The sequence below is a fragment of the Klebsiella sp. SYXHC3 genome, assembly GCF_057196925.1.
The window spans coordinates 140519-154126 of the sequence record NZ_JBXUNG010000010.1; the positions used below are offsets into that span (position 1 = coordinate 140519).

Here is a 13608-nt window from a genome sequence, read left to right on the forward strand (position 1 = left end):
CGCTCAGGCCGCTAATTTATTTGAAATGGGGCGGGCGAACTGCAAAAACAAGGGCGCCCGAACGGCGCCCCTGGATGATGATTACGCGTCGAACGGGTCGCGCAGAATCATAGTCTCAGTACGGTCAGGACCGGTAGAGATGATATCAACCGGCACGCCGGTCAGCTCTTCAATACGCTGGATATAGTTCAGCGCTGCCTGCGGCAGACCGCTGCGCTCTTTCACGCCGAAGGTGGTTTCGGACCAACCCGGCATGGTTTCGTAGATAGGCTCGATACCTTCCCAGTTGTCGGCAGCCAGCGGAGTGGTGGTCACTTCACGGCCGTCCGGCATACGGTAGCCGACGCAGATTTTCACTTCTTTCAGGCCGTCCAGGACGTCCAGTTTGGTCAGGCAGAAGCCGGACAGGGAGTTAATCTGCACCGCGCGGCGTACCGCGACAGCGTCCAGCCAGCCGGTACGACGACGACGGCCGGTAGTGGCGCCGAATTCGTTACCCTGCTTGCACAGGAACTCGCCGGTTTCATCAAACAGCTCGGTCGGGAACGGACCCGCGCCTACACGAGTAGAGTAAGCTTTGATGATACCCAGAACGTAATCCACATAACGCGGGCCCAGGCCGGAGCCGGTCGCCACGCCACCAGCAGTGGTGTTGGAGGAAGTTACATACGGATAGGTACCGTGGTCGATATCCAGCAGCGTGCCCTGCGCGCCTTCGAACATCACGAAGTCGCCGCGCTGACGCGCCTGATCCAGCAGATCGGAGACGTCAACGACCATGCTGGTCAGGATGTCGGCAATCGCCATCACATCGTCCAGCACTTTTTGATAGTCGACCGCTTCTGCTTTATAGAAGTTCACCAACTGGAAGTTGTGATATTCCATCACTTCTTTCAGTTTGTCAGCGAAGGTAGCTTTATCAAACAGGTCGCCAACGCGCAGGCCGCGACGGGCGACTTTATCTTCGTAAGCCGGGCCGATACCGCGACCGGTTGTACCGATAGCTTTCGCACCGCGTGCTTTCTCACGCGCAACATCCAGCGCAACGTGATAGTCGAGAATAAGCGGACAGGCTTCGGACAGCAGCAGACGCTCACGAACAGGGATACCACGGTCTTCCAGACCTTTCATCTCTTTCATCAGCGCAGCCGGAGACAGCACAACACCGTTACCGATGATGCTGGTTACATTCTCACGGAGAATACCTGATGGAATAAGATGGAGGACGGTTTTTTCACCGTTGATTACGAGAGTATGGCCTGCGTTATGGCCACCCTGGTAGCGCACAACATATTTAGCCCGTTCAGTCAGGAGATCGACGATCTTCCCTTTACCTTCGTCACCCCATTGGGTGCCCAGTACGACGACGTTGTTACCCATTTTTTCAAAATCACCGTTTGCTTAAAAATGGATTCTACCATCGCTTTTTCAGAGTTACAGCACTTTTTGCACTCAAAATGAGGGTAATACGATTGTTTTTTGATCAGCCAATCGATTTCCTCAACATGTAGTAGATGACGATACCAGCTACCACAAGACCGCCGCCAAAGCGACGCAATAAATTATCCGGCAGTTGGCTCATGGTCGCTACCATCTTGCGCCAGGCGCGGGGATAAAGCAGTGGGCCAAGACCTTCGAGAACTAAAACCAGCGCCAGTGCCAGCCAAATTGTTGCATTCATTATTGATGACCCTTATAGAAAAACAAAACCGCCGCCAGTTTGGCGCCGGTGAGTATTACCGCAAAACCCTTTTCTTTCTTCACATTCTCCGGCATTTCACAGGCAATATGAAACCACTAGCTGAGAGAAAAATCACAATCTATGGCATGAAAAAAGGCGCCTCTTGCAAGGCGCCTTCTGATTTCACACTGACCCGGCTTATTTACGCACAGAATCCGGTGACTTCATGTAACGGAAGAAATCGCTATCCGGGCTGAGGACCATCACGTCCTGGTTGCTCTGGAAGCTCTTCTCATAGGCGCGCAGGCTACGGATAAAGGCATAGAAGCCCGGATCCTGACTGAATGCATCGGCAAACAGTTTTGCCGACTCGGCATCGCCTTCACCGCGCAGAATACGCCCTTGACGCTCGGCTTCCGCCAGGGTCTTGGTCACTTCATAGTCCGCGGTCGCGCGCAGTTTTTCCGCTTCTTCCTGACCTTGTGAACGATGGCGACGAGCAACCGCTTCACGCTCGGCGCGCATACGGTTGTAGATCGCTTCAGACACTTCAGCCGGCAGGTTGATCTGCTTGATACGTACGTCAACGACTTCAATACCCAGCGCCGCCATACTGTTCGGGTTGATTACCTGAACCTTACCGTTAGTTTCAGCTTCTACCCGTTCTGCCGCTTTAGCGATAGCGTCATCGGCTGCCGGCGTCGAGACTTCATCTTCTGTACCTGCAGAACCGGAGTTCAGCGCATCACGCACTTCCAGGGTCAAACGACCGCGGGAATCAGTCACGATGTCTTTCACGTCCAGACGACCAATCTCAGAGCGCAGACGGTCAGAGAACTTACGCTTCAGCAGAACTTCGGCCTGGGAGACGTCGCCGCCGCCGGTCGCCAGATAGTAACGACTGAAGTCACTGATGCGCCACTTGATATAGGAGTCGACGATCAGGTCTTTCTTCTCTTTAGTAACAAAGCGGTCAGCCTGGTTGTCCATGGTCTGGATACGCGCATCCAGCATTTTCACGGATTCAATAAACGGGATCTTGAAGTGCAGACCCGGCGCATACACCAGCGGCTTGTTCTCATCGTCGCGCAGAACTTTGCCAAAGCGCAGCGTAATGCCACGCTCGCCTTCTTTCACCACGAAGACAGACATGTAGAGCACTACCAGCACGACGACAATGATCGCGATAACAGATTTACGCATCGTTATTCCCCCTGACGCTGGTAGTCGTTACGCTGCGCGTTGGCGCGGCGTTGGTCCATAATGGTACCCCCGGTTGAACTCGAGGTTGATGAGGTGCTGGCGCTGCTTGAGCTGGACGCAGGCGGCAGGCGCAGCAGATCGCTTGCGCCACTGCTATCGCTCTTTGCCGGCGCACCAGTGGCGCCTTTCAGCATCTGATCCAACGGCAGCACCATCAGGTTGCCGCCCTTGCTGTCATTAACCAGCACTTTGCGGGTATGGCTCAGCACTTTTTCCATGGTTTCGATATACAGACGCTCGCGGGTAATTTCCGGCGCGGCTTTATATTCCGGCAGGATCTTCGCAAAGCGAGCGACTTCACCCTGTGCTTCCAGTACGGTCTGGGTTTTATACGCACGCGCCTCTTCGAGGATACGCTGCGCCTGACCGTTCGCACGCGGCTGAACTTCGTTGGTATAAGCTTCCGCTTCGCGGATGTACTGCTGCTCGTTCTCACGCGCGGCAATGGCATCATCAAACGCGGCCTTCACCTCTTCCGGCGGACGCGCCGTCTGGAAGTTGACGTCCAGCAGGGTAATACCCATGTTGTACGGACGAATGGTCTCTTCCAGCTCGCGCTGGGTATCGCTACGGATAACGGTACGACCTTCGGTCAGGATACGGTCCATGGTGTACTTACCGATGACGCCGCGCAGGGCGCTGTCGGTGGCTTGACGCAAACTATCGTCGGCGCTGGTCACGCTAAACAGGTAGCGCTCCGGATCGGTCACCCGGTACTGTACGTTCATCTCAACGCGCACGACGTTCTCATCGGAAGTCAGCATCACACCAGATGCGGCCAGCTCACGAACCGACTCGACGTTCACCGCTTGCACATTATCGACAAAGGTTGGCTTCCAGTTCAGACCTGGCTCAACCAGATGGCTGAACTTGCCAAAGCGTGTCACCACACCACGTTCCGCTTCCTTGATGGTATAGAAACCGCTGGCTGCCCAGATAATCACCGCCGCTGCAGCAACGATGCCGACAATGCGCCCGCCCATCGGGCCGCGCGGCCCCTGCGTCACATTACCGCCACCCTGGCCGCCTTTACCGCCGCCGAGACCGCCAAGTTTTTTGCTTAACTTGCGGAAGATATCATCCAGATCGGGCGGCCCCTGATCGCGACCGCCTTTGTTGCCATTTCCCTCAGAGTTGCCGCCATTCTTGCTGCTTCCCCACGGGTCGCGGTCCTGTCCGTTATTACCGGGCTGATTCCACGCCATGTATATGCTCCATATTTGTTTTTGATATCCCCACAGGGGTTAATATCTTCAGGCCAGGTCAAACCACGTAGTCGACCAACGCAGGCTCTTGTTTGCAGAGGCGACGCCAGTCCACGATGGGCATGCGCACTTGCAGGCTTACGCTGCCGTCATCCTCCATCCACTCTTTTTCTATCGCCTGAAGCTGATAGAAACGGCTTCTCAGGCGACCTTCCTGCGGCGGTAAGCGCAGCGTATGCTGCGCCACTTCGCCGGAAAGACGCTCTGTTAACGCCTGAAAAAGCAGTGGTACGCCAACTCCGGTCTGGGCGGAGAGCCAGACCCGAATCGGTTTATTCTCTTCATCCCGATCGATGCGCGGTTCAAAATCGTCAAGCACATCGATTTTGTTCATCACCAGCAATGACGGAATTTCATCGGCCTCGATTTCAGCAAGGACCGTATTTACTGCATCAATATTTTCCTGCACGCGGACATCCGCCGCGTCAATCACATGCAGCAGCAGCGTCGCCTGACGCGTCTCCTGCAGCGTCGCTTTAAACGCCGCCACCAGGTCGTGCGGCAGATGACGAATAAAGCCTACGGTGTCTGCCAGTACCGTTTCGCCGACGTCGGTGACGTTAATACGGCGCAGCGTTGGGTCCAGGGTGGCGAACAGTTGGTCCGCGGCATAGACTTCCGCTTCGGTTATCTGGTTGAACAGCGTTGATTTTCCAGCGTTGGTATATCCCACCAGCGAGACGGTTGGGATATCGGCCTTAGCGCGTGACCGCCGACCTTGCTCGCGCTGCTTTTCTACTTTTTCCAGTCGCGACAGGATCTGCATAATACGGTTACGCAGCAATCGACGGTCGGTTTCGAGCTGGGTTTCACCCGGTCCGCGCAAACCAATCCCGCCCTTCTGCCTTTCAAGGTGGGTCCAGCCGCGTACCAGACGGGTGGCCAGATGGCGCAGCTGCGCCAGCTCAACCTGCAGTTTCCCTTCGTGGGTACGCGCTCGCTGGGCAAAGATATCTAAAATCAGACCGGTGCGATCGATAACCCGGCATTCGCAAAGCTGCTCCAGGTTACGTTCCTGGGCCGGACTCAAGGCATGATCGAACAGCACGACCGAGGCGCCGGTCGCTTTTACGGCTTCCGCAATTTCAACAGCCTTACCTTCACCAACAAAATACTTCGGGTGCGGTGCTTTACGGCTACCGGTAATCACCTGCATTGCTTCGACACCGGCGGAAGAGACCAGGGATTCAAATTCCTGGAGATCCTCCATATCTTTGTCTTGCGAAAAATAGATGTGTACCAGTACCGCCTGCTCACCGGCATCATAACGGTCAAACAAGCGTAAACCCCTTATAAAATACCAGCGGGGAACGCAGAAAACCTGGCTCCCCGACGTGGAAAAACAGCATTAGCCTTATTCGGCGTCGTCGCTGTCTTGCTGCGGCGCAGAAGAACCTTGCGCGCTACCACCGTGGTGATAGTTGTTTGCACCGCCGCCAGCATTATTGCTGTGGTGAGACACCGGACGGGACGGAACAACAGTAGAAATTGCGTGCTTATAGACCATCTGGCTGACCGTGTTCTTCAACAGGATCACGAACTGATCGAAAGACTCAATTTGCCCTTGCAGCTTAATACCATTCACCAAATAAATAGAAACCGGAACACGTTCCCGACGCAAAGCGTTCAGGAACGGATCTTGTAAAGATTGCCCCTTAGCCATTCTCTCTTTTCCTTATATGTATGCTTGTTTTGTACTCAGAACCTTACGATTCTTAAAAAAAATTACGCACGATACCATTCAATTGTACACGTTCAGTTCTGGCTAGCACCAACAACCTGTAATACTTTGTTGAGCGCTTGTTCAGGTTGCTCACTGTCTAACCAGTGAACATCTTCCCAACCACGCAGCCAGGTGACCTGACGTTTAGCTAACTGTCTCGTCGCGCAAACACCTCGATAAACCATTTCATCATACGGGACCTCGCCTTCAAGGTATGACCACATCTGGCGGTATCCGACACAACGAATGGAAGGCATATCCGTATGCAAATCTCCACGGGCAAATAGCGCCCGCACTTCTGCTTCAAAACCTGAAGCCAACATCTGATGAAAACGCTGCTCAATGCGTTGATGTAGCAGTTCACGGCTCGCCGGGGCGATGGCGAACTGATGCACCTGATACGGCAGAGCCTCTCCTGACGTTTGCGTCAGTTCCGTTAAAGTTTTACCCGAAATGAAAAAAACTTCCAGTGCTCGGGAAAGTCTTTGCGGATCATTTGGATGAATACGCGCGGCGGCCACGGGATCGATGTCCTGTAACTGCCGGTGCAATGCGTGCCACCCCTGCTCTGCTGCTTGTTGCTCAATTCTGGCCCTGACTGCGGGATCCGCCGAAGGCAGCGGCGATAACCCTTCCAACAACGCTTTGAAGTACAACATTGTTCCGCCGACCAGCAGCGGGATGCGCCCGGCGGCGACGATATCCGCCATTTCCGCCAACGCATCGCGGCGAAAATCCGCCGCCGAGTACGACTCTGCCGGATCAAGGATATCCAGCAACCGATGCGGCGCAGCGCTAAGCTCCGCGGCATCGGGTTTGGCCGTGCCGATATCCATTCCTCGATAGATGAGGGCGGAATCGACGCTAATCAACTCTACGGGCAAAACTTTACGCAAGGCGATAGCTAATGCGGTTTTACCGGAGGCCGTCGGCCCCATTAAAAAAATTGCCTTAGGCAGGCTCGCCTCAGTTACATCACTCATCTTTCAGGGCTGTCATCGCCGAATGTAAATCAACAGGTTGTAACAGACCACCCGGCGGCGCTTTAATCAGCTGCGGACATAAGCGCTCAACGTCCGCCAGCACGGAAATCGCCTGCGCCATACTCCACTGCGCGTGCTCGCTCGTCAGATTACGCGCCGTCCACTGGGCAATGTCGCCGACGTCGAATGCCGTTAGCTGCGCCAGGTAGCCTATCAGTTCAGGAATCAAGATTTGTAAATTTTGTTGTCTTAAGGGTAAAGGCACCGCGCGAACCGTCACGTGCTGAGCATCTGCTTGTAAATCGATACCCAATTGCGCCAGCGCCGGCTGCGCCTTTTCCAGCGCCTTACGTTCTGCTTCGCTCACTTTAAGACGCAGCGGGATCAGCAGCGGCTGCGCGCAAACCGCTTCCGCGCCCGGCGTTAGCTGCGCCTGACGCAGCCAGCGCTCCGCCACCGGCAGCGCCAGCAACGCCAATGTGCCGCCGCGCTCGAGCAGCGCGCAATCGCTGCCGATAATAGTCAGCACCCGGCCAAAGCTTTGGCTATGGGCTGCCAGGCTTTCCGCAGGCGCCGGCGCAACGGGTGGCTTTTCCGCCGCCGGGGTTTGCAGCAGTTGACGGTAAAGCGCCCCCTGCTGTTTTTGATAGCCCGGCTGCGCGTGGGGCCAGTTGGCGCCGCCTGCGCTATAGCCGCCGCCGGCGGCAGGTTCCCGCGGCGCGCGGGTATCATAACCCGCCGCCGGTTCCCGGGCAGGCGATGGGCGAGCGAAATGGTTAGCGCCCGCCGCTACGCGATTTTCCGGCACCGGCCGCGACGCGGGCGCTTCGTCTTCTTCCGCCAACGGCGCATCCAGTTGCTGCTGCAGCACGCTCAGTACGCCTTGATAGATAAAATCATGCACCAGCCGCGATTGATGGAAACGTACTTCGTGCTTCGCCGGATGCACGTTGACATCAACCTGATGCGGGTCAATCTCCAGATACAGCACAAACGCCGGCTGCTGGTCAGCGCCCAGCTTGTCTTCACAGGCCTGGCGAATGGCATGGTTGATCAGCCGGTCGCGCATCATACGCCCGTTGACGTAGCAGTACTGGATTTCCGCTAATGCCGGATTGGTATGCAACGGATCGGCAACCCAGCCGCGCAGCGTCAGATCGCCATGCTGCCACTCAATGGCCAACGCGTGTTCCAGGAACGCCGCGCCGCAAATCGAGCCGAGGCGGCGTTCACGCGGGCCGCCTTCCGCCACTGCGCGATACTGGCGCATCATTTTGCCGTTATGGCTGAGATTAATCGTTACATCGAAACGCGCCAGCGCGATGCGGCGGACGATTTCATCAATATGATTAAACTCGGTTTTTTCGGTACGCATGAACTTGCGCCGCGCGGGGGTGTTGTAAAACAGATCCAGGACTTCCAGCGTGGTGCCTATCGGATGCGCCGCCGGTTTCACCGTCACTGCCTGGTCGCGCCCTTCAGCATAAGCCTGCCATGCCTCGTGCTGCTCCGCGGTACGCGAAGTCAGCGTCAGGCGGGCGACGGAACTGATACTGGCCAACGCTTCGCCGCGAAAGCCAAGGCTGATGATCGCCTCAAGGTCATCCAGCGAGGCGATTTTACTGGTGGCGTGACGAGCCAGCGCCAGCGCCAGCTCATCTTTTTTGATCCCACAGCCGTTATCGCGAATACGGATAAGCTTCGCGCCCCCGCGTTCGATATCAATGTCGATACGGGTTGCGCCGGCATCAAGGCTGTTCTCAACCAGCTCCTTCACTACCGACGCCGGACGTTCCACCACCTCGCCAGCGGCAATCTGGTTGGCGAGCTGCGGCGGTAGAACCTGAATCGGCATGACCTTCTCCTTAGTTAATCAACGTCCCGCTAGGCGAACTGGCGCTGGCGGTTTGCGCAGCCGTGCCGCGCGGCGCTGATTGCAGCGGGTGCTGCATATAATAGTTACGCAGCCCTTTATAAATCGCCTCTGCAATCTGCTGTTGGTAATCATCGCTACCCAGCAGGCGCTCTTCGCCGTTATTACTGATAAAGCCAGTTTCGACGAGGATCGACGGAATATCCGGCGAGCGCAGTACGCCAAGGCTGGCATGCTCCGGGCGGCGTTTATGGAGATTACCGACCCGCTGCAGCTGGCTTAGTACATCCGTCGCCACATCATAACCGACGCGCTGGGAATGGCCGAACTGTAAATCCAGCACCGCCTGGCTCAGATAAGGATCCGACTGGCTATTTGCCAGCACGTCGCCCGCTCCGCCCAAAAGTTCGGATTGTTTCTCATGCTGTTCTAGCCAGCCGGCCATCTCACTATTCGCGCGGCGGTTAGAGAGCACCCACACCGATGCGCCGGTCGCGTCGCGGTTCGGGGCCGCATCGGCATGAATAGAGACAAGGAAATTGGCGTTTTGTTTGCGCGCCACGTCCGAACGCCCCATAACCGAGATGAAGTAGTCGCCGTTGCGGGTTAGCACCGGTTTAAACTGCGGATCGTCGTTGAGCAACGCCCGGAGTTTATGGGCGATAGCAATCGTGACGTTTTTCTCTTTGGTGCCGCCCGGTCCGATGGCGCCAGGATCCTGGCCGCCGTGACCGGCGTCAATGGCGATAATAATTTTATCGTCAGAAGAGACGGTACGCGCCGCCGGACGGCTGATGGTCTGGTTGTTGGTCATCGCCGGCTGACTGCTGGTCACCACCGTGGTTCTGTCGCTGCCAGAGTTTTTAAACGGATTGCGCGGCGGCGTGCTCGGACGCGACGCCACTACCGGCGCTTCGACCCGTTTCGCTATCACTGGCGGAGGAGGTGGCGGCGGCACATCGGCGTTAATGGTAAAGACGACGGTATAGTTGGCGCCATTTTGCTGCTTCACCGCCCGCGTTTTACCATCTTCCGTCAGATCGACCAACAGACGCAGCGATTGCGTATCCTGAGGCGAGCCGGAACGAATGCTCTTGACCAGATTATTACCGCTAAACTGCAGCGGCAGCCCCTGAAGTACGCCGGTTTGTTTGATATCCAACGCCACCGCCCGCTTACCTTGCGGGGTGAAAGAATATTCAGGATCGCCGACAAAACTTAGCGTGATGCGGGCCTGCCGATCGCCGTTTGAGACCTGGATATCGGATAAACTTGCCGCGGATGCCTGAGTGCCGAGCAGCATCAGAGCGGCGGCCAGCCAACTGGTTATACGATACTTCATCCCGTCATCCTTTAGGCTAAATGGCTAAACGCGCCAATAAAGACTCACCCAATGAAGAGACCGCCGTTACGCGCGCCTCACGCCCTTGCGCCTGATAATCCAGGTGAATTTCGACATCCGGGTCAGGCAGTACACCCGCACCTTGTTGCGGCCATTCTACCAGGCAGATGGCATCGTTAGCGAAGTAATCGCGGATCCCCATAAATTCGAGCTCCTCAGGATCCGCCAGCCGGTAGAGGTCGAAGTGATACACCATCAGATTGTCGAGGGTGTAAGGCTCCACCAGCGTATACGTTGGGCTTTTGACATTGCCGCGGTGGCCAAGGGCCTGCAGAAAACCGCGGCTGAAGGTGGTTTTACCCGCGCCTAAATCGCCATACAGATAGATAACCGTCGCGCCGCTACAGGCCTGCGCTACGCGGTTGCCAAGGTCTAATGTCGCCTGCTCGTCGGGTAAAGGAATCACACGGTTAATCATGGTCTAGGTCAATCACATCCGGGTTAACAACACGCCTCAGCGTGCAAAAAAGATCGGTCGCCAGCATCCCGCGGGCGCCATCTCTGGCGGCCAGCCGGTCTGCGGCTTCGCCGTGCGCCACGCAGCCTGCGCAAGCGGCATCATATGGGGTCAGCCCCTGTCCCAACAGCGCGGCGATAATGCCGGTGAGCACATCGCCCATCCCACCGCTGGCCATTCCGGGATTACCGGCATCAATGATACCGATTTCCCCCGCGTTATTCGCCACGACGGTTCCTGCGCCTTTTAGCACCACCACGCCGCCATACCGTTTTACCAGACGTTGTACAGAATGTAAGCGATCGCTTTCAACTTCTGCCACGCTGATATTCAATAAACGGGCGGCTTCGCCAGGATGCGGGGTTAACACGCGATTGTGACGTTTATCGGGATTGATTGCCAGCAGGTTCAACGCGTCGGCATCCCAGACCATCGGTTTGCGAAAATTCTCTACCTGCCGCAGCGCCGCTTTACCCCATTCGCTTTGCCCAAGACCGGGACCAATCGCCACGACATCCGCCCACTCCAGGCTCTCGGCAAGAGAGTCACCGTTCAGCTCATGGACCATCAATTCCGGTCTGGCAGTCACAATGCCCGCGATATTTTCCGCCCTGGTCAGCACGCGTACTAAACCCGCGCCGGCACGCAGCGCGGCCTCACCTGCCATACGAATGGCGCCAGCGGTGCCGCGATCGCCGCCGATAATCACCAGCCGACCATGCGAGCCTTTATGCGACGTCGGGCGACGCGGCGGCAACCAGCCTGCCAGTTGCGCTGCGGAAAAACGGCGAATAGCGGTGTTTTGCCCGGCAAGCCAGCGCTCCAGCCCGAGCGCATGATGATGTAAGCGCCCGACGACGTCGCGGGCGTTGCCGGTCAGTAGTCCGGGTTTTAGCGCGATAAACGTCAGGGTATGGGCGGCGTGGATTACCGCGCCAGGCGTCGCGCCGGTTTGCGCGTTCAACCCGGAGGGGATATCAAGCGCAATAACCGGCGCGGGATAGGCATTCGCCAGTTCAATCAGCCCGGCGACGTTAGCGCGCGGCGCGCTATGCAGGCCGGTGCCGAGCAGCCCGTCAATAATCAATGAGATATCATCCGGCCAGCCGCTATCGGCGGCGTGGATGACGCCGCCGGCATTGAGCCACTCTTCCCGCGCGGCCTGCGCCTCTTCCGGCAGCGGCTTATCGCTTTCCAACGCCAGTAGCGTTACCGCGATGCCCTGCGCCTGCGCCAGTCGCGCGACGACATAGCCGTCGCCGCCGTTATTGCCGTGGCCGCAAAGAATCAACCAGTGCTGGCTGGCGGGATAAAGGCTTCGGGCCAGTTGAAACGCCGCCTCGCCGGCACGGCGCATCAATTCAAAAAGCGTCAGCCCGAGACTATCCGCCGCCTCTCTTTCCGCCTGGCGCAGCGTCTCCGCTGGCCATACGATGTGTGGTATACTGTCAGGGTTTTTCGTCATTGTATGGTCCATCATGTCACAGCCCCTCGATCTCAATCAGTTAGCGCAACAAATCAAACAATGGGGCACCGAGCTTGGCTTCCAGCAGGTCGGTATTACCGATACCGATCTCAGCGCCAGCGAACCTAAACTACAGGCATGGCTGGATAAACAATACCATGGCGAAATGGAATGGATGGCTCGCCACGGCATGATGCGCGCCCGGCCGCATGAACTGCTGCCCGGTACGCTACGCGTGATTAGCGTGCGCATGAACTACCTGCCCGCCAATGCTGCTTTCGCCAGCACTCTGAAAGATCCCACGCTGGGTTACGTCAGCCGTTATGCCCTGGGGCGTGATTATCATAAGCTGCTACGTAACCGCCTGAAAAAACTCGGCGAGATGATTCAGGAACAGTGTGCTTCGCTCAATTTTAGACCGTTTGTCGATTCCGCGCCTATCCTGGAGCGGCCAATCGCTGAAAAAGCGGGCCTTGGCTGGACAGGTAAGCACTCACTTATCTTAAGCCGCGACGCCGGATCGTTTTTCTTCCTCGGCGAGCTGCTTATTGATCTTCCGCTACCGGTAGACCAGCCGGTTGCCGAAGAGTGCGGACGCTGTGTCGCCTGTATGACTATCTGCCCCACCGGCGCCATCGTCGAGCCCTATACCGTTGACGCGCGACGCTGCATCTCCTATCTGACCATCGAGCTGGAAGGCGCCATCCCGGAAGAATTTCGTCCGCTTATCGGCAACCGTATTTACGGCTGCGATGATTGCCAGTTGATATGTCCGTGGAACCGTTTTTCGCAGCTCACCGATGAAGAGGACTTCAGCCCGCGTAAAGCGCTACATGCGCCGCAGCTGATTGAGCTGTTCGCCTGGAGCGAAGCCTGGTTCCTGAAAGTCACTGAGGGATCGGCGATACGCCGTATCGGTCACTTACGCTGGTTACGCAATATCGCCGTCGCGCTCGGTAATGCCCCGTGGAATGAAGCCAATCTGGTCGCGCTGGAAAGTCGCCGAGGTGAGCACCCACTTCTCGATGAACACATTGAATGGGCGGTTGCGCAGCAGATCGAAAAGCGAAACGCCAACGTTATCGAAGTGCAGTTGCCGCAGAAATTACGCCTGGTCAGGGTGGTCGAGAAAGGATTACCGCGCGACGCCTGATTCATTCACAGGCTGTGAATAAAAACAAAAACACATTGCGTTTCAACGGGCAGACGTACGTCAAGTGATAGAATTAACAGTTTGAAATGAAATTTAAATGTTAAATTTCAATCAGATACGACAATATTATTTACAAAGTGAAGCATTTATCGCGCCATCAGCCAAACGACAGCCTGTGGATAACTCTGTTTACAGTATTTTTAGATAGGCAACGAAAATCATCCCCGGCGCGATTTCGCACTGTGGATAAACTGGATAAAGGAAGAAATTTGGAGCGGGAAACGAGACTCGAACTCGCGACCCCGACCTTGGCAAGGTCGTGCTCTACCAACTGAGCTATTCC

12 protein-coding genes are annotated in these 13608 nt (G+C 56.5%); 1 reads left to right on the plus strand and 11 read right to left on the minus strand.

The window, feature by feature from the left end:
• Nucleotides 1-81: 81 nt before the first annotated feature.
• The 11 genes from AC2CGP_RS20575 to nnr all read right to left on the minus strand — a co-directional run bounded on the left by AC2CGP_RS20575 (nt 82) and on the right by nnr (nt 12112).
• The gene (locus tag AC2CGP_RS20575; RefSeq protein ID WP_002885665.1) at nt 82-1380 is read right to left on the minus strand and encodes an adenylosuccinate synthase; all 1299 of its coding nucleotides are present in this window, start codon (nt 1378-1380) and stop codon (nt 82-84) included.
• Between the two features lie 103 nt (nt 1381-1483).
• Nucleotides 1484-1681, minus strand: a complete 198-nt coding sequence (locus tag AC2CGP_RS20580; RefSeq protein ID WP_015368629.1) for a DUF2065 domain-containing protein — start codon at nt 1679-1681, stop codon at nt 1484-1486.
• Nucleotides 1682-1879: 198 nt separating this feature from the next.
• Nucleotides 1880-2884: a protease modulator HflC gene (gene hflC, locus AC2CGP_RS20585; protein ID WP_015368630.1), complete on the minus strand. Its 1005-nt coding sequence runs from the start codon at nt 2882-2884 to the stop codon at nt 1880-1882.
• A 2-nt stretch (nt 2885-2886) separates the two neighbouring features.
• Nucleotides 2887-4149, minus strand: coding sequence for an FtsH protease activity modulator HflK (gene hflK / locus AC2CGP_RS20590; protein WP_015368631.1), 1263 nt, complete (start codon nt 4147-4149; stop codon nt 2887-2889).
• 58 nt (nt 4150-4207) lie between these two features.
• Nucleotides 4208-5488, minus strand: coding sequence for a ribosome rescue GTPase HflX (gene hflX, locus AC2CGP_RS20595; protein ID WP_015368632.1), 1281 nt, complete (start codon nt 5486-5488; stop codon nt 4208-4210).
• A 75-nt stretch (nt 5489-5563) separates the two neighbouring features.
• Nucleotides 5564-5872, minus strand: coding sequence for an RNA chaperone Hfq (gene hfq / locus AC2CGP_RS20600; RefSeq protein WP_015368633.1), 309 nt, complete (start codon nt 5870-5872; stop codon nt 5564-5566).
• A gap of 92 nt (nt 5873-5964) precedes the next feature.
• Nucleotides 5965-6915 (minus strand): tRNA (adenosine(37)-N6)-dimethylallyltransferase MiaA, encoded by a 951-nt coding sequence (gene miaA / locus AC2CGP_RS20605; protein WP_015704169.1) that lies wholly within the window; start codon nt 6913-6915, stop codon nt 5965-5967.
• Nucleotides 6908-8770 carry a DNA mismatch repair endonuclease MutL gene (gene mutL / locus AC2CGP_RS20610; protein ID WP_015704168.1) on the minus strand — a complete coding sequence of 621 codons (1863 nt, stop codon included), beginning with the start codon at nt 8768-8770 and terminating at the stop codon, nt 6908-6910. The genes miaA and mutL overlap by 8 nt, the downstream gene beginning before the upstream one ends.
• Nucleotides 8771-8780: 10 nt before the next feature.
• Nucleotides 8781-10130: an N-acetylmuramoyl-L-alanine amidase AmiB gene (gene amiB / locus AC2CGP_RS20615; RefSeq protein ID WP_213759862.1), complete on the minus strand. Its 1350-nt coding sequence runs from the start codon at nt 10128-10130 to the stop codon at nt 8781-8783.
• Nucleotides 10131-10146: 16 nt separating this feature from the next.
• Nucleotides 10147-10608: a tRNA (adenosine(37)-N6)-threonylcarbamoyltransferase complex ATPase subunit type 1 TsaE gene (gene tsaE / locus AC2CGP_RS20620; RefSeq protein WP_015704166.1), complete on the minus strand. Its 462-nt coding sequence runs from the start codon at nt 10606-10608 to the stop codon at nt 10147-10149.
• Nucleotides 10601-12112, minus strand: a complete 1512-nt coding sequence (gene nnr, locus AC2CGP_RS20625; RefSeq protein WP_161798753.1) for a bifunctional ADP-dependent NAD(P)H-hydrate dehydratase/NAD(P)H-hydrate epimerase — start codon at nt 12110-12112, stop codon at nt 10601-10603. Before nnr ends, tsaE begins: the two co-directional genes overlap by 8 nt.
• A gap of 13 nt (nt 12113-12125) precedes the next feature.
• Here nnr and queG point away from each other — a divergent pair, with 13 nt between their 5' ends.
• Nucleotides 12126-13265, plus strand: a complete 1140-nt coding sequence (gene queG, locus AC2CGP_RS20630; RefSeq protein WP_032715467.1) for a tRNA epoxyqueuosine(34) reductase QueG — start codon at nt 12126-12128, stop codon at nt 13263-13265.
• The last annotated feature ends 343 nt before the right edge of the window (nt 13266-13608 follow it).